General features: G+C 38.3%; 19 protein-coding genes and 1 pseudogene. All 20 read right to left on the bottom strand.

Translation table 11 applies throughout. The features are described 5' to 3' along the window. Nucleotides 1-87: 87 nt before the first annotated feature. Complete coding sequence (locus J8M01_RS05935; RefSeq protein ID WP_211057345.1) at nucleotides 88-555, bottom strand: DUF3291 domain-containing protein; 468 nt, start codon at nucleotides 553-555, stop codon at nucleotides 88-90. 393 nt (nucleotides 556-948) lie between these two features. Beyond that, on the bottom strand, nucleotides 949-1,731 hold the full coding sequence (locus tag J8M01_RS05930) for a YwqJ-related putative deaminase (protein ID WP_211057344.1): 783 nt from the start codon (nucleotides 1,729-1,731) through the stop codon (nucleotides 949-951). A 25-nt stretch (nucleotides 1,732-1,756) separates the two neighbouring features. Beyond that, nucleotides 1,757-4,366 carry a hypothetical protein gene (locus J8M01_RS05925; protein ID WP_211057343.1) on the bottom strand — a complete coding sequence of 870 codons (2,610 nt, stop codon included), beginning with the start codon at nucleotides 4,364-4,366 and terminating at the stop codon, nucleotides 1,757-1,759. A gap of 951 nt (nucleotides 4,367-5,317) precedes the next feature. After that, nucleotides 5,318-5,668: a hypothetical protein gene (locus J8M01_RS05920; protein ID WP_211057342.1), complete on the bottom strand. Its 351-nt coding sequence runs from the start codon at nucleotides 5,666-5,668 to the stop codon at nucleotides 5,318-5,320. Nucleotides 5,669-6,066: 398 nt separating this feature from the next. Beyond that, the gene (locus J8M01_RS05915) at nucleotides 6,067-6,375 is read right to left on the bottom strand and encodes a hypothetical protein (RefSeq protein WP_211057341.1); all 309 of its coding nucleotides are present in this window, start codon (nucleotides 6,373-6,375) and stop codon (nucleotides 6,067-6,069) included. Nucleotides 6,376-6,851: 476 nt separating this feature from the next. After that, nucleotides 6,852-7,847 carry a hypothetical protein gene (locus tag J8M01_RS05910; RefSeq protein ID WP_211057340.1) on the bottom strand — a complete coding sequence of 332 codons (996 nt, stop codon included), beginning with the start codon at nucleotides 7,845-7,847 and terminating at the stop codon, nucleotides 6,852-6,854. A gap of 525 nt (nucleotides 7,848-8,372) precedes the next feature. Next, complete coding sequence (locus tag J8M01_RS05905) at nucleotides 8,373-8,654, bottom strand: hypothetical protein (RefSeq protein WP_211057339.1); 282 nt, start codon at nucleotides 8,652-8,654, stop codon at nucleotides 8,373-8,375. Beyond that, nucleotides 8,627-8,836: a hypothetical protein gene (locus J8M01_RS05900; RefSeq protein ID WP_211057338.1), complete on the bottom strand. Its 210-nt coding sequence runs from the start codon at nucleotides 8,834-8,836 to the stop codon at nucleotides 8,627-8,629. Before J8M01_RS05900 ends, J8M01_RS05905 begins: the two co-directional genes overlap by 28 nt. A 7-nt stretch (nucleotides 8,837-8,843) precedes the next feature. Beyond that, on the bottom strand, nucleotides 8,844-9,629 hold the full coding sequence (locus tag J8M01_RS05895; protein WP_211057337.1) for an alpha/beta hydrolase: 786 nt from the start codon (nucleotides 9,627-9,629) through the stop codon (nucleotides 8,844-8,846). 1,175 nt (nucleotides 9,630-10,804) lie between these two features. Next, the gene (locus J8M01_RS05890; RefSeq protein ID WP_211057336.1) at nucleotides 10,805-11,599 is read right to left on the bottom strand and encodes a DUF2182 domain-containing protein; all 795 of its coding nucleotides are present in this window, start codon (nucleotides 11,597-11,599) and stop codon (nucleotides 10,805-10,807) included. A gap of 28 nt (nucleotides 11,600-11,627) precedes the next feature. Continuing rightward, nucleotides 11,628-13,124 carry a tyrosinase family protein gene (locus J8M01_RS05885; RefSeq protein ID WP_211057335.1) on the bottom strand — a complete coding sequence of 499 codons (1,497 nt, stop codon included), beginning with the start codon at nucleotides 13,122-13,124 and terminating at the stop codon, nucleotides 11,628-11,630. Between the two features lie 444 nt (nucleotides 13,125-13,568). Further along, nucleotides 13,569-13,859, bottom strand: a pseudogene (locus J8M01_RS05880) (transposase); the annotation flags it as partial. 201 nt (nucleotides 13,860-14,060) lie between these two features. Continuing rightward, entirely contained in the window at nucleotides 14,061-14,237 is a 177-nt protein-coding gene (locus J8M01_RS05875; RefSeq protein WP_211057334.1) for a hypothetical protein, read from the bottom strand. Between the two features lie 421 nt (nucleotides 14,238-14,658). Beyond that, nucleotides 14,659-15,108: a pyridoxamine 5'-phosphate oxidase family protein gene (locus J8M01_RS05870; protein ID WP_192507132.1), complete on the bottom strand. Its 450-nt coding sequence runs from the start codon at nucleotides 15,106-15,108 to the stop codon at nucleotides 14,659-14,661. 222 nt (nucleotides 15,109-15,330) lie between these two features. Next, nucleotides 15,331-16,524 carry a prohibitin family protein gene (locus J8M01_RS05865; protein ID WP_192507131.1) on the bottom strand — a complete coding sequence of 398 codons (1,194 nt, stop codon included), beginning with the start codon at nucleotides 16,522-16,524 and terminating at the stop codon, nucleotides 15,331-15,333. After that, nucleotides 16,521-18,179: a cyclic peptide export ABC transporter gene (locus J8M01_RS05860; protein WP_210996953.1), complete on the bottom strand. Its 1,659-nt coding sequence runs from the start codon at nucleotides 18,177-18,179 to the stop codon at nucleotides 16,521-16,523. The genes J8M01_RS05865 and J8M01_RS05860 overlap by 4 nt, the downstream gene beginning before the upstream one ends. A 181-nt stretch (nucleotides 18,180-18,360) precedes the next feature. Further along, nucleotides 18,361-18,534 carry a hypothetical protein gene (locus tag J8M01_RS05855; protein WP_192507129.1) on the bottom strand — a complete coding sequence of 58 codons (174 nt, stop codon included), beginning with the start codon at nucleotides 18,532-18,534 and terminating at the stop codon, nucleotides 18,361-18,363. Between the two features lie 73 nt (nucleotides 18,535-18,607). Further along, the gene (locus tag J8M01_RS05850) at nucleotides 18,608-19,162 is read right to left on the bottom strand and encodes a DUF697 domain-containing protein (RefSeq protein WP_192507128.1); all 555 of its coding nucleotides are present in this window, start codon (nucleotides 19,160-19,162) and stop codon (nucleotides 18,608-18,610) included. 241 nt (nucleotides 19,163-19,403) lie between these two features. After that, nucleotides 19,404-20,771 (bottom strand): serine hydrolase domain-containing protein, encoded by a 1,368-nt coding sequence (locus J8M01_RS05845; protein WP_192507127.1) that lies wholly within the window; start codon nucleotides 20,769-20,771, stop codon nucleotides 19,404-19,406. Nucleotides 20,772-20,909: 138 nt separating this feature from the next. Beyond that, the gene (locus J8M01_RS05840; protein WP_192507126.1) at nucleotides 20,910-21,863 is read right to left on the bottom strand and encodes a TauD/TfdA family dioxygenase; all 954 of its coding nucleotides are present in this window, start codon (nucleotides 21,861-21,863) and stop codon (nucleotides 20,910-20,912) included. Between the last annotated feature and the right edge of the window lie 44 nt (nucleotides 21,864-21,907).

The raw sequence follows: 21,907 nt of genomic DNA, 5'->3' as shown, positions 1-21,907 counted from the left end.
TGTCTTTATTAACTACGGCCTTATAATTATTAAAACAACAATAAAATATTAATCTGAGCCATTATTATTGTCTGATATTGGCAAGATTTATGAGATTGCATTTTTATGCGTTTCATACTCCGTTGAACTAAAGAGGTTTTTAAATGTAAAGGCATATGGCGTATCGCCATTTTTACGAAGGTACATTAATTTATCTACAGCCTCCTCAACGGTTGGTATATGACCAGTCGGTATCCACCACAGTACATAACTTTGTTCTGGAAGCTGATGAAACCATTCTTTTTTACGGCTTAAAAAACTTTTGTGATGCGTTTTAAACATAAAGTGCTTTAGTGCATCTGTTGATGCCCAAACCGACATGTTTAGTATAATTTTAGGGTCTGAGAAAGCCTTGATCTGTGTCGCATCCCCAGTTTCATCTTGCAAGCGCCAGATGAACCCCTCACTTAAATCGGCAAGATGATTGACCGGTTCCAAATTATCTACAAAGTCTGTCATATTTTCAGACTCTAAAGCATATTTCGCTTTGGCTATATTCAATTGAGCAAGATGCATAATTTCCTTCTTCAATCTCCAGTGCCTAAAAGTATGGCCATGTTAAACTGATTGTAATGTAACCCGAAATAGGCACATTTTGCAAAAAAATGCCGTACTACCCAATTACTTTATATCATTTAACATCCTTTTCTGCCGCTTGTCGGGATAAAACTTGTTGTTCTGCGTAAAGCTTGCGTAAGTACACTATTCAGCTAGTTCATTATCAGAATTTCCCGCTCCCCACTTCCTTGCCTGATCAAAGTTACTCCTAGCTCCCTCATGCTAAATGACTATCATCTCCATACAAAAAAGCACGGTGTACACACCGTGCTATCAAAGGACTGTAAAGCGTTGCAAACAAATCACTTAAAGCATTCCTAGCAACACTCCGTTGTTAATTAACATACAATATTAATCAGGCAGATTATCCGTGATAATATTAACACCTGCGCCGTTTAAAATGCCTGAGCAATTTGGACAAGCGACAAAATCAGCGCCAGTTTTAGCTGGCTCTTTAGAGACTCGAACCGTTGCAATTGTAATCTTTTTTAACTCTTGCTCAGTCAGGGTAACACCTTCATTTTCAGCCAGGTTTACTATCCTATTAAACGCTTGTACTTCGGCGTGCATTCCTGGCAAGCCACTCACTTCGTTTAACAAGAGGTCGCCACCGCCAGCCTCATTGGCCTGTAAATACTCCGTAATATATTTTCTTGTAGTGTCGTTTAGTGTGTTCCCTACTTTTGCATATTCCGCTTCTACTTTTTTCATATATTTTTGAATGTTATCTATGCGGTAATTTGCTTCTCCTGGCGCCTCAGAACTCACTGTCGTGATCCAACTTTCATTTTTCACCTGAGCATATTTAACATTAATATTAATGTTTCCATCAGTTTGTAACAGTTCATCGTTAAAACTCATTTTAGCTCTGGCGTATGCGGCCGCATTCTGCGTTCTTTTGCCACTAAGTTGCCCAATCTCACCGCCGCCTCGCCTTTCGGACCAATACTGGCCTTCTAGTGACACCGCTTTTTTAAATTTTTCATCTTCATTAAGTTCAGTGTTACCGGTAATACCTTGCTCTGCTATTTCTTCACCGGCATTGGGCAGTGCACATGCACCTTCCCCACCTGCAGCAAAGGCTGCAAAAGACATTAAGTAAAAGAAAGCAACTAAAAATAATCTTACATACATAATAAAAACCTCAATAATCAAATGGCTAAATAGAGCAAACTTGGCTAAAACGCGTTTCAGATAACTCTTCACCCAACTCCGTTGCTGCAGACCCTTCTTCTGTCACTTCTGCGCTCTCTTCACTTCCAACCGTGTCTAACTCGATTTCGCTTGCATCCGTTGTTCCAAGCTCCTCAAGCAATCCATCAAACTCTTCACCAAATAGTGAGCCTGTAAATACATAGTCCAACAATGGTCCACTGATCAAAGGCAATAATATTTCATCCCATCCGCCTGAGATATGCGTTTTTTCTACGCGCATAAAGCGTGCGATTTGGCGTTTTTTTATCTCTGCGATATCACTTTCTTCTTGATGTAGTTGAACTAAGCCGCAATCAGCCAATGTATCTTCCGTCAATATGGCTTTTTTGCTTGCATCATCTAACTCGCAAAAAGACTGCAACACTTCATTTGGAGAGCTATACGAACGTTGCGCATACTCATAAGCTGCGTGATAAATTATTGATTCTCTTCTTAACGGTCTATCGTTAGCGGGGATCCACTTTTGACCATACTGATTCAGTATTAAAGAAGAGGCTTTATACAATTTGTGATAATTTTGACCGTTTTTCGCATAAAAGCTATGCGCAGCATCTCGCCCTTGCAATTTTTCTATTGTTTGCAATGCCGCCGCCATAGTGCCAAAAATCACCAACGGTGCATCATAAGCGGGCAGCATTGAATAAGGTGACGCGGTATAGTTGGCGTGTTCAGGCATCGTTGCAAAAGCCTCAAACGCGAAGGTGCTCAAATATGGCTTGTAGATCCCATCAGACAAAAGATAATGACGAGATTCAATTTCTTTAAACCAATCGGTACCTTGCACATACTGATTTAGATATACATTATGTACCAAAGAAAAACTTTGTGCGGCTGGGCGCATAGCAGCTAATGCATTCGTGTCTAAGGTGTCAGAAAGGTATGTGCGAAACTGCTGCTTCTCTTCGCTTGATAACCCTACAGTCGCCAAGTAACCTAGGTATTCAATGGCATCTAAGTCCATTTTTCGTTGTAAGAACTTATCTGACAACAGATAATTTTGAGCTTGTTTATAGACGGCTGAAGCAGCTGAAACCATGCGCTTATGGCTAAAATTTTGCACTTTGTCTGCGGTGACACGTGTTGGCAACTTAGCCACTATAAAGCGCGGTGTAAGTGCATTAGTTTGTAAATCACTAAAACCAGCAGCATAAGAAATACAGCTATCAGTCTGCTTCACATATGAAATGTTACCCGTTGTTTTACAGCGTGTATCTGCTAAATAAGTTAAGTGCTCTTTGTCTATGTAAGTAGGTAATACCATAGAACTTAAATCCGTCACGGAACCTGGTTCTCTATTGCCAGTCGCTGACACGGCGAGATTTTTAAGTTGTTCCCACTCGGCAGGTGTCATAAAGCGTTTATCATATATCTGGAACTGATCACCATCCTTATTCTCAACGGTGATTACCGACTTCATCGGATAAACGTAGTCAGCGCCAATTATTTTGCTTTGATACTTAATTTTATCAAGCATAATGCGAACATCTTGATGACTCAGCGTTAAAAATACCGAGCTTGCATCGTCAAAGTAGCTCTGCGTTTGCGCCATATCAGGTACTTCATTGATCCTAAACGTCAAGTTTTCAGGGTAGTCTTGCTCTTTTAAGGGCGCGTGAAACGATTCAAAATCAGCAACGGTTGCTTTTTGTGCGAGTTGTAAGCTCTCTGGATCTTTACCATCAATACTTGGTACATTCCCAATACCACTGAGGTGCCCTAAGGTTGATATAGTGAGTGCGGTATGAGCATCGCTATTTAGCCACAATGAGTGATTACGGTTGCTTTGCAATAAAGATGCGCCATTATCGGCAATGAGCTGTATACCTGTGTTTTCTTTCGCGTCATTGAAAAAATCAATTTTGAATACCGATTGTTCACCGCTAGGCGCTGTTGTTGGTGAAACAGTTAACTTACCCGCAACGCGAGTGAGGTACTTATCAGACAAGCTACCAATATTATGTCGTAATCTCAGTCGCACCTTATCATACTGAGGATCAACAACTTCGATCTCAAATTGTGCTAGCTCGTCAGTCTGAGCATTCTGGTGTCCAAAGTATAGATACTTTGTGCCACTAGGATAAATAGTCGCCACCTCTTTTGGGTCTGAAGCTTTGCTGAACACAATCGTGTCTTTATCAGTATAAGCATAACCACCTACCCTGATATGCTTTTCTCCCCCGAGCTTTTTGGCTGCTTCACTATAAACGACCTGACCTGCGCCACCACAATTATCATCACCAGCCAACAAAATAGCATAAGGCACACCTTTAAAGTGCTCAAGCGCTACCCAATAATTGCAATTTATATTTGGTTTCTCTGTTACTACAGTACTCAGTCCATTGATTGTAATGGAAAAATATTGGCCATGATTGGTATATGGCAAGTATCTTCCATCGATCCAATTTCCTATACTACTTTTTAAACTGCTTTGGGTTATGCCAAAACGCTCAATCACCGCATCATCTATTTTGATACTGGCACTGTATGCCGCTGTGGAAAAAACCGATGCCACTGCAATTACGCAGCATCGTTTACTAAATAAACTATTGATCATATTAGCAATTCCTGTTGTAGGCTCACATAATGTTTTTCTGTGTGCAAACCTAGTAAATAAAACATTCTCGCTCTGCTTTGATCTATACTGCTGCGACCTGTGTGTCGTGGCCGTGTAAGCGCATATATCAAGCTGACAAAAATGAAGATGATTAAGCAAAAAATGATCGTAAGCCGACCGTTCTGTGCAAAAACACCGACAAGCTAACACCGCAATAACCAAAGTCGTTGTGAATTATCCTTAGTAAATCTTAAACCATCTTAAAAAATAATAAGGTTTAAAATCAAAGACCTGAAACTTAGGTTTAACAGAAACAGTAGAACTTCCATGAGATAAGTGTTAAATGATAGAAAAGTTGAACAGTAAACATGAAGAAAAGTTAGACCTAAACACACTAAGGCACTTTATAAAAAGGTTATTCCTGCCACTTACCCTATTTCTTACTCGTACAAAGGTACTTTCCGACAAAAATGTATACGTACTTTTCCTGCTCAGTAAATTAATATCAGTAAGTTACCAATGTAAATAACCTCAGCTCTGGATAAGCGAATTTGCCCAATAAAGCTATTTTTCTCACTCTCGGCGTTGCTTTCATTTATAATAACCCGCTATTACTGCATAAAAGCGCCTTGATATTGAACAAAATATCATCATTGAATTGTACATAAGTTTGTTTTCAAGCATTTTCTATTCCAAAACCCTTATCCAAACCTGAGGTTAAATAAACTTAAATAGTCGTACTCGAGCAAACTGCGGGTAGTTACACGTGGGTTATTATTACGTTTTGAAAAATAATAAGGCAAGCATATCAAATTCCTGCCTTCTTTTGATTTTGTATGCTGTTTGAGATACAACGAAGAGGTCGAAACATATTAAACATAATAATGAGTACAGAACTTTGCGCCTATTCTTTCTTTACATTAAGACTGTACATCCAATTACCTGCAAGCTTTACCACCAGTTTAATAATACAAAAGCAGCCATAAACATAATCCCAGCAAGCACTCCAACTAAGCATAATGCTGTTGGTAAAGCAAAATTATTGCTTAGAGGTAGTTCATAAATGGGATCTTTACGAATACGATCTATATGCCCAACTTGTGATAACAAAGAAGAAACTATACCTAAGAAAAAACCAGCAACCGACAAAAACGCAAATATTTTCCACGTAGGATCAGTAAACATTTTAATCGATAAATTAGAGGTGAGAACCAACCCCGCAAAAGATAACAAACCAAGGTGCCTTAAATAATCAACCATAGATTTAAGATGTTCTAAATCCCTCTTTGTATCATCATCCATAACTGCCTCCTAATAACTGTAAAGCTCAACTCTGTGACTTCTTTACGTCTTAGTCTCCGCTTTCAGAGTTAGCCTAATTTCAAATCGAAACCATCATAAATTTTCCAATTAACAAAAAGCTGAGGCTCATATAAATAAAAATAACATGCTTTTATTAGCTTCATGCCCAAAGGAGATTCAATTAATTCATTCATATTAAGCACTTAATAGCGCACTTTTATTGCTTCCCAATACTATTTGATTACACGTATATACCGGCATCAAAACAATCACCACTCAGCACCTATCCTAAGTATTATGAAGCAAGTGAATTGACTCCTATTTTTCCTTTATCAATATGCAGATTGTGTCGCATGGTTCATTAATTCACAATTCGACAGCACGATAAACCACATTTATTAAAAATCGACATCAACTCCATCTCCTTTACCGGCCAATGACCTTCTAAATAAGCGACCAAGTGATCGAAAAAACCATATTATCGATTCGACGGGGAGCTCTACAATAAATTCAAGCGCGTCAATTATAGTGCTTTCTGAGTCGCGCTTATCTCGTTGCTTACTTGGCCAAACAGCATATGCAAATAGATAAAATAGAAAGCCTGCCGGCAGGTATGTCCAGTCAAAGTGGACAAAAAGCATGCCCATAATTAAGAATGTGCCAGCAATAAATCCTAAAGTCGCAATGACGACTCTTAAAAATTCCATAATCATTTAACCTTTTTAGCCTGCTAGTATGTCTACAAGATTACCCGTTTTTTTATTAATAACTCAATCCTAGTGGAGTTCCGATTTCGGTTAAATCGTTTGGTGACTTTTTATTCTAGTCTGCATTATGTTATTTAAGCATTATTTGACGGGGGTTTAGAGCTAGTTCAAATGACGTTTTGCAGTTAAAAAACAGCGAGCATCACTCTATCGCGTTTGCCATTTTTCCATACCTGTACAAAACTTTACAGCGACTATCGCCCGTTCACATTCGTTTGGCCGCTAAAGACCTATTTATTCCCACCTTGTTGACAGTAATATTACCAACCCGGTTCAGCACATCCGACCGCTGACGGAATACATGATTATGAAAAGTAACTATAAAAAAGGACATGTATAAACTAGCGTATTTTACGCATGCCACACTTTCTACCTATAACGAATAAAAATCTAAATCACTCTTTTTGCTATTTTATTTACCTTTGTTGGAAAACTCTAAATGGAAAGGCTTTCCAATACGCGCTAGCTACATTATCTGATTGGCTATATTTATTGTAAAGTTTCTTACGTACTTTATACATTGCAATAGCGGGTGAATCCCCTGCCTGTAAGTTTGAAAAGAACCCCTTTATTGTCTCAGTTGAAGATCCACCAGCTTCATTGCTAAAAAGTGGGGCAATAAGAAATTCATTCCCGTGCTTTTTAAGCTCTTTTAAAAAACCAATAGATGATCCCATTTCGCAAGAGTCTAAATAAATTAGCTTACTTTGAAAATGCGCTAAATCTTTGGCAAATAGCGATTCTCCGTTAAAATCCATAGATGCAGTCGATTTCGAGCCTTTACCATGAAGACTGAATAGCATTACATCCGTAGGGCCCATTTTACTCAATTCCTCATGACTTAAATCTTCCATCTTATAGTAATTATTTTTTACCAGTAATTCACTTAAATATGAAACAGCATTTTCAGGGTCTGCAGTTCGGTCTGAGATTGATAGCCCACTCCAGACTTTTGAAAAATAGCTATGCTGATTGACATTAACTTTATGGACGCTAAATGAAATTGGAAAATGTAGAAATAGTGGTTTTCCTTTGTACGGGATTAAATCTAATGCATAACGAAATGAATCATCATCAACTATAAAATGTATGTGTGTTGCATTGCTCAATAACCCTTCAATCGGGTTTAATAGCAAACTTTCATATTTTGCAATATACGCATCGACGCTTTTTTTGGTGATTTCCCATGTGTTTAATTGATGCCAAAGATTAGCGAAATCTGAAGTGATTTTAGTTTTTGATTCATTAATTCTAAAGCGCTTATGAGAACTTCCCATTTTTGCATTTACTACAACAGACTGTTTCTCTGATAGGACTTTTATATAAAGCACATTATCTTCACTAGCAATGGATAACGTCGCATAAAATATAAAAAACTGAGCTATAAAGGTAATTAAAAATTTATTCAACAAGTCTAAATCTCCCTATTTATCCTAGTTATAAACAGATGTTAATTGTGGGAAACACTGCCACCTAGACATAATAACCCTCTCACAAGTGTTAGCTTTCCCTACCGTGAATTAGCTTAAAAACCAACTTGAGTCATAATTAATTTATCAATTAACTAAAGCGCGCGGCTAATATGAATAAACATAACATACTTTTTATTTACTTTGAACCCACAAAAGGTCCAAGCAAGTTGTTTATATTAAACACTTAGAGCTCGATTTTATTCTATAATACGATTTAACGATGTGAATATTAAAATCTCTGCTGATACATTATTGTATTGGTTGATGATTGGCTAAAAGAATAACAAGAACATTAATAGCACACCTATTATCTGAACTTACCCCTATCGTCCGTTATCTTGCCCTACTTAATCGTTAACTGTGACCCTACTCAGTGCAACTACATCAAGCTTCTTTTCTAAAGGAAATCGTTTATGTCTGTTCCTAAGCATTCTTCTCCAAATTACTCCTAATTAACTGCGTTTATTAGAAGTCATAACGACGCTGTTCTCTTTTAGGGTTATGCACCCACACAGTACAACCGAATTCTTTCGAATAAATTTTATCTAAGTCCGTTGTGATTTTCACTATACACATACATGGTTTGCCACCTAATCCAGAGCCCCAAAAATGGCATTTATGTTTATATTCAGTATCAAACTGAAAGGTAACACTCACATTCTTCAGCCACTGCCCTGGTATGTCGTTAGCCTTTATTTCGCGTTCTAGAATACTGGATATCAACTTAATCGCCGACGAAAACTGCACCCAATTTGGGCAATTGACACAAATTGTTCAATTAAGTTTATAACAACTTCATTCGTACTATTCGCTTTCGCCTCAGCATAAAACTGGCCTATTGCCCAATACCCCTCATAATCAAAGTTTCGACTTAAACACCATTGAGCGATATTGCCAGCAACATTTTTTAATTGCTTTCTGCGAGCCATGATTATCTTATGTTTGTCTCATGGTATCTATTACCTTATTGGTTTGTTCAGTTTTTGTTAGCTTCGAACAAGGAAATCCACTTAAATAATTATTTATTAAGGAATTAATTCTTTCTTTTAACCACTCAGGACCAAAGTCTGTAATATCATTATGTTTTGCCTTAGCAATACTTACTACGCAACTTCCATACTTCTCTTGTTCAGTTGCTGTTGGCAAGACGCCTTTATCTGCTGGGAAATCACTGGCCCGAATAGATAATATTTGGAAATCACTATTACGAGGTAAACGAACACGCCGGTGATCTAACGTTATGATTTTTTCAATATAACGCTTGTTTTCATTACCTAGCCACGCTGAAATATCACCGCCATTAGAATGACCTATTAGTGTTAAGTTCTCAAAATCGTAGTTAATATAGCGTTTACTTAAAAAGTTTTTTAGGAAGTCTAGTGTTTTTGCTCCTCGACTCCAGTTTTCACTTCGTGTTTCATATAAATTACCAGAAATAGATAAAGCGGGATCACTTGGCAGCTCATGACCTATTGCAATAACAAGGTAACCGAGTTGGTTAAATTGCTTAGATAGGAAAGTATATTTAGTATGCGACACGCCATATCCAGCACTTATAAAGGCCACTGGACACTTTACGTGAGTAGAGCATAGCTCGATATTATTAGGAAAAACAATTTCTACTGGGATAGTTCTATCTCTGGCTTCATCATAAATGTTTTCTGCATTTACGCTATTCAGCCAACACGTAATTATAATTACAATGCTTTTTAAATAACTCATAACTCTCCTGAAATCCTAACAAAACTGTAAAACTTGTAATAAATAAAAACCCTTTCTGTGTCTTAACCCAATAAGGGTAAACACATGCTTGTACGTAAATTATTTATCGCTTTTTACCCTTTCAGATACTAAGCTTCTAACATATAGCGCCACTCATAATCAACACCAGAGTAATTCTATAACCTCAACGGACTAATAATGCTTAGCTATAATTGGTGAAGCACGAACCAAACTTTATTAGCCCATGCGTTAATACATTTGTTATATTTTGATTTTAAATACAAAACACCTGAATAATAAAGCTTGAATCAACGCTATAAACGCCAACAGCCAAGGACCTTTAGTGAAATAACTAATACAAAGAAAGGAACTAGGTATAAATGCATAATAAAAGTAGTTTGTGCTTTTAAACTTGCAAACAAGGTAATGAATAGGAAAGCCTATCAATAACCAACCGATGAGCGAAATTAGCAAAAACACACCGAAGTAAAGCAAAAATGAAACTAACAAACCAAAGAAATCGGATAGCTCAAAGTCACTTGGCTCATAGGAATCAGTTAAAAAAGCGATAGGAATTAATAAGCTCGAGGTGACCAAGCTTTTAAATAGCGCACTATCCCAGTTACCCAAATTCAAATATTTCACCTGAAAGCCTGACGAGCCCGTAGAATTACTCGTTTTTAATTTATTTTATTGATGCCTCAACTTTAGCTGAGTTCCTATTTTGATTCAATTGTTTAATGGTTTTCTAGTTTGAACTTCATTATTTTTGAGCGACTTTTTTGAGGCAGTTTTCTATTGCTTTATTTTGACAAAAAAGCCCTTGTAGATTCAAGTAATGATCGCAACTCCCTTTTCAGTCATGTGTGATGATGTTTCAAATTTCAGTGTTTTCCTAGATCATTCATTTAATTATGTTGCAACCGCATTAAGCTTTTCTTGTGAGTGAGTGAGTGGATAAATCTGTTTTTCTTGAAAAATAAAAAGAAAGTAACAAAGCACTCGCATATAACTGCTCACCATTGCAACCAAGTTATGCAAGAAATTTGTGCCTGTCCTATTTGGTTTTGTGACACAGAATTCTAAACCTCCTCTATTCGTAGACTAAAAAAAATTAATACCGCTCTTTATCACCGAGCGGCATTTTTATATTTATCCTCAGATATAGAATCGGTCTACAGCATACCAACAATTAAACCAAGAGCTACCAGCAACCAAAGCCAGCTCACGCTTCGCCACTTCGTAATAACTAGAAAGTTATCATATAACAAAATAGCTGTTATCAATATCATAAAACCCACTGAGTGCTGATTAACCATAACCATAGATACCATCACTAAACCACATTCAACAAAGCAATAGAGCCAAACCTTTAGAGAGTAAAGACCGCAACTGCTATAAACTTTCGCTCCATAAACTTGAATTACGCCTTTTGAGCCACAATGGTTTTTAGCTTGCTTTAACACAGGGTGATTTCCCCAATACCAAGCGAAAGCAAACCCTACTGCGGCAATATACTGCCAGTTCATGTAAGTTATTTGATACGAACTCACACTATAATCCACAAAATATTTAACTAGAATCAAAACCGATAGCCATAAAATACTGTAGCAAGATATGAATAACATCATGGCAGGCAAGCGATGTCGCATATTGAGAGATTTAGCAATATATACTAAATGTTTTGCCATCATAGGCAACATCATGGCTAAAATCATCCAAAACAAATGCAGCGCATTAGCGCCGGCACTCATAGGACCATGATTCATATGCTGATGTGCTCTCATCATTCGGTCATGATCAATCAACATCCACCACGAAGCAACGAACAAAACAACAAAAAACAACATATAGTACATAAATTTGCGAACGTATCCATGCTCTATGTGCAAAGCAAGTTCCACTTTTTTTGCACTCAATTCAACAATCTGACTTAAGCTATTTACCTTATGGTCGTGCTGACTAATCATAATATTTAATCCTTCTTTTTGAGATTAATCACTTCTGAGTTTTAAGCTCTAAGACAATTTTCTCTATAGAAGCGACACCATAATCAGCACCTTCATATTCTGGCACTAAGCTTACTGCCAAACGTTTATTATTCATACATTGGCCGCATATTTGATCAGCATGTTCATGAGGTACTGCTAAACGTACAGACATTGGTTTACCACCAGTTAGAGCTGTTTTGCCATCTTCAACAGTGGAGCCAAAGAAGGATACATAACCAATTTGCCAACGATTCTGTACATTAGCGCTTCCTTCATCTAACTCATCTAAAATCACCAAGTAGTTTCCGGAATCACCATCAGTAACTACGCCGTCTATATGTATAGTTAAACTATGAATTTGCTCGGGCTTACTAACTTCTCTAGTCAATGCAAGAGTATTGGCTAAACTTTTTTGCTCTAAAGATTTTAAAGCAACCTGTTCAGAGCTATTAGAGACTTTAACTTGTCGTGTGGATGAAGCGAAAATTAATTGCTCTAAAGCATCGGTCTTAATTTCAGGCATAGGTAATCTACCTTTAATACTTGAAACGCTCGCCATTGGTGCTTTCATTGTACGCTGTGTTAAAACGCTATTGATGAATTGCTGCTCAAATGGCGCGGTTTCATAATCATAAGAAAGTGTATCAAGCAAGTTGTCACTTAAATCGGTTACTGGAATATCTGTTGTAGACATACAATCATTTAACGCTATTTTGGCATCTTTAGCTTTAACTATTCCATCTTCTACATATAACCACTTAAAATACCCATCACTGTTGTATGTGGTTGTAGTAGTACTAATGCTACTCCAGATAGCCCATAGCCTGTCTATTTGACAATGATGGGTATAAAATATGGGATCTAAACCTGCTGTTAGTATGCTTCGCATAGCGCCTCTTAACCCGGTATGAACTACGTTATGCGGCATACCTTCTATAGCAAATCTATATTGCTCAAAGTTTTCATCTACTGTCGATGTAACAGTAGCTGAATAGTATTGCTCAGCGCTAAATGGGAGAAACCGATTCAAAAAATAAAGAGAGTTATTATTCACCTTAAATGCAGGCGGTAAACTGAAACCTTCAGCTCCTGAGGTAGTATAATCCCAAAATGGCATAGCCCACTGAGCAGGGGCATTTGGTAAAGTGCTAATAACCTGTAATAGCGCATTTTCAAAAGCCAAAATATATGCTCTATGCCACGGTAAAAATTTCGGATCACCATGAGGGCAATGTGCCCACCATTGAGCGTTGCCACTTTGGTCCATATTATCCAAATTTGTAACCCAGCGCTCACCATTAACATCAGTGCTTGTCCAATATTGATTCTGCGAGACATTACTTGCATATTGATGCACTGCTGCCCACCACCCCCAGGATGTTGGATCATTTACATCTTTACTACGCATTGCCTTACTTGCTTCGTTGTACCAATATAAATCAGAGCTCTGATCATTTAAACTTTGATTTAATAAATTCTTTCTTTGTGTTCTTTTAACGGTCATGGCTGTACTCCTATTTATTATTTCATATGAAAATTAGATAAACTGTCATATTGAGCAAACTATTTGACGATTCACTTAAATGCCATTAGTTTTTTAGATTAGACAAATATAACAAAGTGTTTAAGGAAAGGTATTACAAGTCATTACACTAACGTCCCCAAACTTTTTAAACTGATATTTCGTTGTAAAGCCGAGACTTACATTTGATTATACTGGCGATTTAAAGCGGACAGAAACGGACAGTCACACCCATTCAAAAAACTAAAACCAATAAGCAGGTAATGTTCAACCTGAAATATCGCTTAGGTAGCAAAATCGAATTAACTACATGCACTATAAGCTCAAAAATATAAAAAACTGAACTTATACGCATCCAAAAAGCACGGTTAACCCGCCAAACCATGATGTATTGGTTATCTAGAGATTACCTTAATGGCCTAAAAGTTAAGCTAGTAACTTTTCACACTGCTTGTAATTAGCTCGCCGTTTTATTTCTAGGCTCGCACAATAATTATCTAGCTTTTGAGGTCGCCCTACTGCGCCATGGAATACTTTGGTAAATTGGGTGGTGAGTTTTTGCCAGTTTTCTGGGGCTATGCTAAGCCTGTCTAAAATTGGAGAGTTGATAGGGTTGATAGCGCCGCGCTTGTCTGTTCGCATACATCGGCCAGTTAATTCTACCAGTTCTAAGTAGGACTTTAATTCAAAAGGTAAACCTTTGGGCATGTGTTTTCGGGAGTAACAAAGGACAGGCACATAACTATACGCTCACCATTGCGACACAATTATGCAAGAGATTTGTTCCTGTCTTTTTGAACTCCAGGCTTCAAAAATAACCGTTTAAGGACTAATCGACGCCAACTCTTAACTTATTCATACTTGAACCCCGAAAATAACTTCTATCACAGTGTAGAGATTAGGAGTCCAATTATTTTGTTAATTAAAAAAACTTGCTAACCAGTCAAATGTTAAAACTGTTGTAAAAACTTTTAAACCTATAAGACCAACAAACAGAAATATTAAAGCTACTTTAAGTTTTTTACTTTTAATATTATTCCAGAATAATAACTTAGCCTTAAACTCAATTTTTAACTCCGCTATATCTTCTTTCATACAAAATCCCTTTTATTTACTGCTAATTTATAAATAAAGCTAAACTTCAACGAAAGCATAACTACTTAGTATTTATACAGCATGTTGTTTGTGCTGCATAATCGCTTATTGGACTGAGCCGCTACCAGCTCGGTGTGTCAGAGTTGGTGTCATTTATGCTACAGGAATTTGCTTTTAGTGGCGTAACTTGTCTTACGCCTATTTTATCGGCTTGTCTTTCGCGCTTAAGCCATCTCTGCATTACTCAGTGCGTTTTATCTTGCCATTAGAGCTAATTTTCGCTGATTTATCAATGATATTTTCACCGCGCACGTACTTTTCTAGCCCGAACACTTAAGCAGGTTAACACTTTGATTTAATGCAGCAAACTTTACAGCTAACTCGTTCGTGCTAATTTCATTGTCTCTAGAAGTAACACCCTTTAAACACCATACACTTTGCGCGCGCTGGCGATTTGCTGTTGCTCAGTCAGATCTGGCTGTAAGTAATAACTTGGGGCTACAATTGGTTTAACAGTGGTAATCTCAATATGAATGATGCCTTTAACTGGATATTGCTCTCCTGTGATTGGGTATATGTGTGTAAATAATTCATCAAAACCAGGAGTGCTTTTGCGATGGTAAGTGGCAGTTCCAGTTAATTTAAAACCCTTTTGTTTTAATACATGTACAAAGCTAACACACACATTGGCGTTACCTTGTATATTTTTAACACTGTTTGGAGAGGCAATATCCGCAATCAATATTGCTGTATTACCATGAGCTAAAAAAACTTCTTTGGGGGAGTTATTTGGCACGCCATCTATATCAACCGTTGCTAACCAGCACAACACACTTTCATTGATAGACGCTTTTACTGCTTCTGTTAGCACGGCTCTACTCCTTGGTAAAAAAATCGTTGTACCTATTCGTTTGTTATATGCAACCTCAACACCTACGTTAAGTCAATATACCCTATCTACGCAGACATGCTAATCATGTCCCTAAACACTCATTAAGCACTTATTAAACACAAGAGAATGTTTTAGCACCACCGCTACTAAAGTGAGAACCTCAGCAGCGGCTTATTTACTTTCGACTAACCCTGCCATTAATTACTTTTTATTCAACACCTCTCCTGCTTGGGTCGTCGATAAATGCCCATTGCTAAGGGGTTCACCCGCTTGTAAGTCCAGCTCTTTGTCATCGGTATTTACATATTCTCTTTCGGGCCGTTTAGGTGAGCTTTTGCTATGCGTTTTCTCTTTGCTTTGCCCGTGGGCTGCCTGAGGGCTAATAATGGGCCCTTGCGAACTTTCAGTATTTAAAATGAGGGGTAACCCATCTTTGCCACTACCAATCACAACCACTTTGGCATTATTTGATTTAGCCAGTTCAACCGTGGCTTCTATGCCCCGCCATCTGAGGTAAGTTTCAGAAATTCCACCGCTAACCATTTCTTGGAAATCTTTAATCCCTTTGGCTTCTTTCTTTTTGCGCATGGCTTCTTTATCTGCCACTTCTAGACGCATTTCATACTCTTCATTTAAATACAGCTGGTTCACTTTAGAAATAATCGCGTTATGTACTTTCTCTGGTATATCAACACGTCTAATCAATACATCATCTAAGTTAATTAACGCATGGCCCCTCATTAAACTTTCAGAGTCTTCCTCTTGCTCTAAAATGGTTTGCTCTTGCAACTTTAACTCTTTTAATACTTCATTCAGTAGTGCATTTTGCACTTCTGTACGTTGGTGCCCATACACTTCTTCTGCGGTATAGCCTGAGACAATCATACGCACCGCAGAGTTCACCTCAGGTAACACTGTTTCGTTTAAATAATCAGGGCCAACCAATTTATGCAAATAGGGAATATGCTCAACCACTGGCCGATATCGCACGGTAATATCTAGGGTGATCCGCAAGCCTTGTGCTGTGATAGCAAATACCGTCTCATGGGCCGTTTGAAAGCGGCTAGAGTAAATGGTCAGCGTATCCCATGGCATCACCAACACCGTTCCTTCATCAAACGGTTGGTGCATATAAGTACCACCACCTAACCGCTTCCATAAAACGCCCACTTCACCCGAGTCTATTTTAATAAACATCACGGGGATCAACACCACCGCTAAAAACATAAAAATGAGGAGTGTGATCCCTGCCCGAAAACGCCACGATAATATTTGCTTACGCACATTGGGTTTATATCGCTTAAGAATACGCATGCCAATATTGGTAACCAATAACGCAACACATAAACCCGCCAGTACGACCAATGTGGTATCAGGTGTAAATACAATATTCATGATAATACCCCGTCAGATTCAACTTCCTGGTGTGCCATTATTTGTCCTTCTACCATTTTTAAATGCACATCGGCCAGATGGAAATATGCATCATCATGGGTGATCGCTATCACAGTATTCCCTCTTGCTTTAAGTCTTGGTAGTACTTGCTCATAGAATTTACGTCTGAATATAGGGTCTTGATCCGCCGCCCATTCATCAAAAATATACACGGGTCTATTTTCTAATATGGTACTTAACAGCGCGAGACGCTTTCTTTGTCCCGACGATAAATCAATGGTACTGAACTCTCCATCTACCACGGCGACCTTGGTATTCATTTCTAAAAATGTCAACCATTCGTCTATTTCTTGCTGTGAGGTATTATGAATCCCATACAGCTGTTTAAATAAGTGAAAATCGGCAAATACAGCGGTAAATAAGCTGCGATATGCCGTTAATGATCGTTCGTTTAATGGCTGCCCATCCAGTATAAGTTGCCCTGCTTGCAGTTCATATAAACCGGTCAGCATTCTAATAAAGGTAGTTTTTCCGCTGCCATTACCACCGGTAATAAACGTAACTTGTCCGCGTTTTAATTCAAAATCTACTGGGCCAACAAAGAAAGGCCTGTCGCCCGGTGTACGATTATGTTGGTAATACGCCCCCGCAAGGCGTATCTCGTTAAAGGAAGAGATTTGTGCTTGCTCGTCATTTTCACGGCTATACTGCGCTTGCTCCCGTTTAAGTTCCTTTTCTAATGCTAATACATTTTGCCCAGCTTCCGTTGCCGCGGTAAAAATGGGAATACCTCCCACAATACTGGTGATAGGTCCAATTAAAAATAGCGATGCCGTAGTTACTTTTATCACCACATCGGTATATACATTCGAAAATACCGGCACCACAAACACCATTGCCCCAGTGGCTGCAAAAAAGGTAATTTGCGACAATACAAAATCTGTTGCGAATAGCGTTTGCGTGGTGGTTTTTGAGCGTTTTGCCCGCGCTGAGTCCATGGCAAATTCATGCTCTAACTCTTGCGCTCTTGGCACACTCAACTTAACTTCTTTAAACCCCTCAAGTAAATCGGACAAACGCTGGATCAGCTTATTTTCACTTTCAAATGACAGTTGCATATTCTTTTGAATTTCATCCGCGCGCAAGCGGTGAATACTGCCGCCTAATAATATCAGTGCGGTGAGTACCACAAATGCAGTGACAGAATGATAAGCAATATATAAAGAGGTGAAAAATACCAAACTAATTGATTGCCCAATAATTACAAACAACTGCGCTGATTGAGAAATGGTTTGTAACTCTTTGCTTAAGGTATTAAAAATCTTTTCTTTACCAATCTTTTCCAAGGTTGATAATTCGGTATGACGCACGCATTCAAATAGTTCTACTCGCAAACCATCAATGGCTTTCTCAACCATTCTAGCCGCTTTGGTCATTAATCGTTGTTGGGTAAATCCGTATATCGCAATCGTTAAAGAGAACAATACTAAATAATACAAAATATTGTTTTCTTTATGAATATCAGAAATATTCTCTGCCACATTGTTTATTAATGCTAATACCAATGCATTGGCTAACCCTGAAATACAACCAAGTATTGCAAAGGTCCTTCTTTTAACTTTAATGTTTCGACTAATTAAATCGTATAATACCATTTTTATTGTCTTTTAATTGTTATTAATGGCTCGCAAATAACGCGCTATTGGCAATAGAGTAAAGCCAAAGTACCACATACTCCGCATTCCATTTTATATTTTCCGCAAGAAACTAGCAGCATCACCTTTGGCCATATTAAGTATATAGTTTGCTAGAACTTATATTCCATATATCACGTGCTTATACTTCTTCGTTTTGCTCTGTGCCTTTTTTCTGTGCTAACAGTAACATCAATAAACTCACAAATGGGGTTAATAATAACGAAATTAGAAAAAATCCAACCGGTCCTGCAAAGGTATTCCTTCCCCAATATCCAGACAAAACACATAGTACTAAATACAATGTAACTATCATTTCAAATTCCTGCCATGTTGATAAATAAACCAACAGAAACCTGCTGGTTTATTTAGGATTTAGCTCATTCTACTTAAACTGCAGCTTTGCTAGGTTGAGCATCTACATCATCTTTGTTTTTTCGATACTTTGCTGCAATCTCAGAGATATCACCTTTAATACTGTTAAGATTAAGGTCAATCAATGTACCGCCTGTTTCAAAGTGTCGAATAAACGTCGTGCCCACTGCGTGTGACGATGCAGCCGATACAACAGGCATAAATGCCAGTGAACTTAAAGTACCAATAACCGGTATTGCTTTAAGGAAACTGCTTAGCCCTGCACCACCTAATGACTGTGGAAACGAACCACCAATCACTGCACTAATCGTACCGCGAAGTTTATTGTCACTATAAGATTGACCATAAACTTCGGCAATTTCGCCGATCATTTTGATTTGAATGCCTGTTAACGCAACCAAATCGACCGCAGGGATTGGGATTAGCCCGCTACCAAACGACCATTTACTATATTTATCAACGATTAACTGCGCTACGGCAGCTCGGTTTTCTACCTCAACGAGATTCGCATCTTGTTCTGGCGCCGCTGTACTCGCCTTTTCTTCCTTCGCTGTTTTTGCCGCTGTCATATTATTTCCTCTATGAATTAGATTAAAACAGTTGTTGAACCCACCAAGTTACCGGTTTGAGATCACACTCTAATCAGTAACCTGCCCTTTTCACTTTTCTCTTTATTGATAAACAAAAAAGTAAACTTGTATGAATTTCCAAAATCCAGATTGGACATCAACCATTCCTTGTACAGGCTTGGTTCCAACGTATTTCAGTCACCCAATTTCTCTTTAATATGTATAAACCATTCTCTGTTGGCTATGCGTCATTTAATACGGTTTGGCACGCTTCAGTACGATGTTTATCACTGTAGAAAATAATATTTCTGATCTCGCCCGCAATACAATCTGATTCAGTCCCTGTTTTCACATAGTTACTAAATACCATCACCGACTGATCTCGTTCAATTAAACGATTAAAGCTGGTCACCCATGAATAGGGATAACTACCTGAGTACTGTATAAATTTCTCATATTTTCTGAGATTTGCTTCAGTCGGATCTGCAGGGCAATCAGCGACTTTCCCATATTGGTTCGGGTCGATGTAAGTGACAAACCAACCATAACCGTAGTACTCACACTCTTTGGTGCTCCCCGTATTTGAATACGGAGCAAACGCCGCCAACTTTTGCGCTTCATTTAATATATTATCTGTGTAAAGCGCCTGATCCCATTTGTGCATGTCTTCCACTGTCGAGTACATATCTCCTGCAGAGTACAGTACCAATGGGTTACTATACGGATTCACTAAAATATTTTCATAAGGTGCAGGGCCACCCGTCAAAGGGGGGCGACCATTTGCAAGAGGTAGATATTGATTTTGATTTGAGATATAGCCCGTAGTCATATTTTGGTAAATACCAATAGCACTGAACGCACCACTTTCAGTCATATTAACTGGATCTAAAATTTGCTCTTTGACAATATTTCTAAACCAAAACTGTCGGCTAATATCACCTTGGCTACCTGCTGCTAGTTGCTCGATAATATTACCCACTAAATAATAGTTACAGTTGCTGTATTCGTATTTTGAGCCAGGTGTAAATGACGGTTTGTTGTCTTGCTCAGTACACGTACAGAAACGGTTACTAAAGTCTTCCGGGCCATTTAGATTAAGAGTTTGATCATATAAATAAGGACGCCAACCATAATTGTCATAAACTTGCTCGTTATTGCTATAGTTATCAATCCCAGAAGACATGATCAGTAAGTCATGCAAAGATACATCTGCACACTGATTTTTCGGGAACCATGGTAAATAATCACCGACTTTTTCTTCTCGTAAATCTTTGCCTTCTAACATTCTTAATAGCACCGTCGATGCAAACGCTTTGGTATTCGAGCCAATACGATATTTCGACTCCTTGGTGTTAGCTACGTCATATTGAATATTCTGAGGCCCACAATTGGCTTCATATACGGTACTCTCTTCTGATGTAATATAAATAGTGCCGAAAAACACCATTTTATCGCAGTAATCTCTTACCGTTGTTTCAATCATTTCTAATTGGCTGGCAGTAATCTCGGTATTTTTTGCCACGCTCTTTTTTTGCAAACAAGATGCTAAGATTAAGCTTAAAAAGCACAAAATTAATATCTTCGTTTTTGAATACATAAGCCATTTCATTGTTCATATCCTCAAAAATTGCTAAGTGTCTTTGCCAGCAAAATTGCCACTAACAAAGCCCTACACTGTTTTTCCGCACTCTTTCTATTTATGCATATGTCAAAAAACAGTGACTCGTCTTGGTGTCATTTTCTCTGGTTAAGCCATACCAACTAGTACTTTTCGTGTACCTTGATACGCCTCTCGTCCATGGGTGTACAACATATTATCCAACAGTAAAATATCGTTTCGCTGCCACTGATATGAGAACGTCAATTGACGGTACACATCATTGATTTGTGCAATATCTTTTGGGTCAATGTCACTGCCATCGCCATAAAAGGCATTCCGTGGTAAGCGGTCTATGCCAATGCTATTACGCATAGCAGCTGACTCAGGGCCATCTATACTTGAATGGTGAAATAAATGCGCTTGGTTAAACCACACCTTTTCACCTGTTACAGGATGCACAGCCGCTGCAGGTCTGTGCTGACGCGTTTGCAAATGATCATCGCTTTTCCATTCAAATTCGATGTGGTTTTTTCGACAATACTCTTGCACTTCTACTTTGCTATTAGTTTGAAACACTTCCTGCCATGGCAAATCAATGTCGCCATAATTACGTACGTACATCACACCGAGTTGCTCAAACTTTTCTCTAATGTGAGACGGGATGTGTTTATAGACTTCGCGGCTGTCGGCTAACGGGGTGTTACCACCACTGCGCGCAGGTATGACACAAAAGAACCCCATTCGCATAGGCCAGCTATTTGAATACGCATTTTCATTGTGCTGCAGAATAACCTGATCGGCATGATATTCCGTCGTCGTATAAATATTGTTTCTCAACGCCGTACGAGGCGAAGAACGATAGATATACTGGCTCAAAGGTTCACCAAAGATAGTCTCTAATATGGTGCTAAATTGATTGGTACTGACGATGTTTAAGCCACGTAACAAAGCAAAGCCGTCATTGTTTACCCATTGATTAATTTCACTCACATGTGATTTTACCCACGCCAAACCACTGAGCTTTTCTGCAGATAGATCATGGACCCGTCGATCTGTATTAACGGAGTCTAAATCCATGTCTATTGAGAGTAACTGATCCATTTAATTCCCTTCCTTTTTCGAGGTCGATTTTTAAGATACAACTT

Origin of the sequence: Pseudoalteromonas sp. MMG005, from assembly GCF_018101015.1 — a bacterium.
GTDB classification, from domain to species: Bacteria; Pseudomonadota; Gammaproteobacteria; order Enterobacterales; family Alteromonadaceae; genus Pseudoalteromonas; species Pseudoalteromonas aurantia.
The sequence above is the reverse complement of the archived record's forward strand: the minus strand, read 5'-3'. Positions and strand labels throughout refer to the sequence as shown.

Excerpts from the sequence above, each read along its gene's own strand:
- J8M01_RS05920 (WP_211057342.1), bottom strand. The coding sequence starts at position 5,668 with ATGGATGATGATACAAAGAGGGATTTAGAACATCTTAAATCTATGGTT.
- J8M01_RS05850 (WP_192507128.1), bottom strand. The coding sequence starts at position 19,162 with ATGACAGCGGCAAAAACAGCGAAGGAAGAAAAGGCGAGTACAGCGGCG.
- J8M01_RS05885 (WP_211057335.1), bottom strand. The coding sequence starts at position 13,124 with ATGACCGTTAAAAGAACACAAAGAAAGAATTTATTAAATCAAAGTTTA.
- J8M01_RS05865 (WP_192507131.1), bottom strand. The coding sequence starts at position 16,524 with ATGAATATTGTATTTACACCTGATACCACATTGGTCGTACTGGCGGGT.
- J8M01_RS05915 (WP_211057341.1), bottom strand. The coding sequence starts at position 6,375 with ATGGAATTTTTAAGAGTCGTCATTGCGACTTTAGGATTTATTGCTGGC.
- J8M01_RS05860 (WP_210996953.1), bottom strand. The coding sequence starts at position 18,179 with ATGGTATTATACGATTTAATTAGTCGAAACATTAAAGTTAAAAGAAGG.
- J8M01_RS05845 (WP_192507127.1), bottom strand. The coding sequence starts at position 20,771 with ATGAAATGGCTTATGTATTCAAAAACGAAGATATTAATTTTGTGCTTT.
- J8M01_RS05840 (WP_192507126.1), bottom strand. The coding sequence starts at position 21,863 with ATGGATCAGTTACTCTCAATAGACATGGATTTAGACTCCGTTAATACA.
- J8M01_RS05900 (WP_211057338.1), bottom strand. The coding sequence starts at position 8,836 with ATGGCTCGCAGAAAGCAATTAAAAAATGTTGCTGGCAATATCGCTCAA.
- J8M01_RS05855 (WP_192507129.1), bottom strand. The coding sequence starts at position 18,534 with ATGATAGTTACATTGTATTTAGTACTATGTGTTTTGTCTGGATATTGG.
- J8M01_RS05890 (WP_211057336.1), bottom strand. The coding sequence starts at position 11,599 with ATGATTAGTCAGCACGACCATAAGGTAAATAGCTTAAGTCAGATTGTT.
- J8M01_RS05935 (WP_211057345.1), bottom strand. The coding sequence starts at position 555 with ATGCATCTTGCTCAATTGAATATAGCCAAAGCGAAATATGCTTTAGAG.
- J8M01_RS05875 (WP_211057334.1), bottom strand. The coding sequence starts at position 14,237 with ATGAAAGAAGATATAGCGGAGTTAAAAATTGAGTTTAAGGCTAAGTTA.
- J8M01_RS05930 (WP_211057344.1), bottom strand. The coding sequence starts at position 1,731 with ATGTATGTAAGATTATTTTTAGTTGCTTTCTTTTACTTAATGTCTTTT.
- J8M01_RS05925 (WP_211057343.1), bottom strand. The coding sequence starts at position 4,366 with ATGATCAATAGTTTATTTAGTAAACGATGCTGCGTAATTGCAGTGGCA.
- J8M01_RS05895 (WP_211057337.1), bottom strand. The coding sequence starts at position 9,629 with ATGAGTTATTTAAAAAGCATTGTAATTATAATTACGTGTTGGCTGAAT.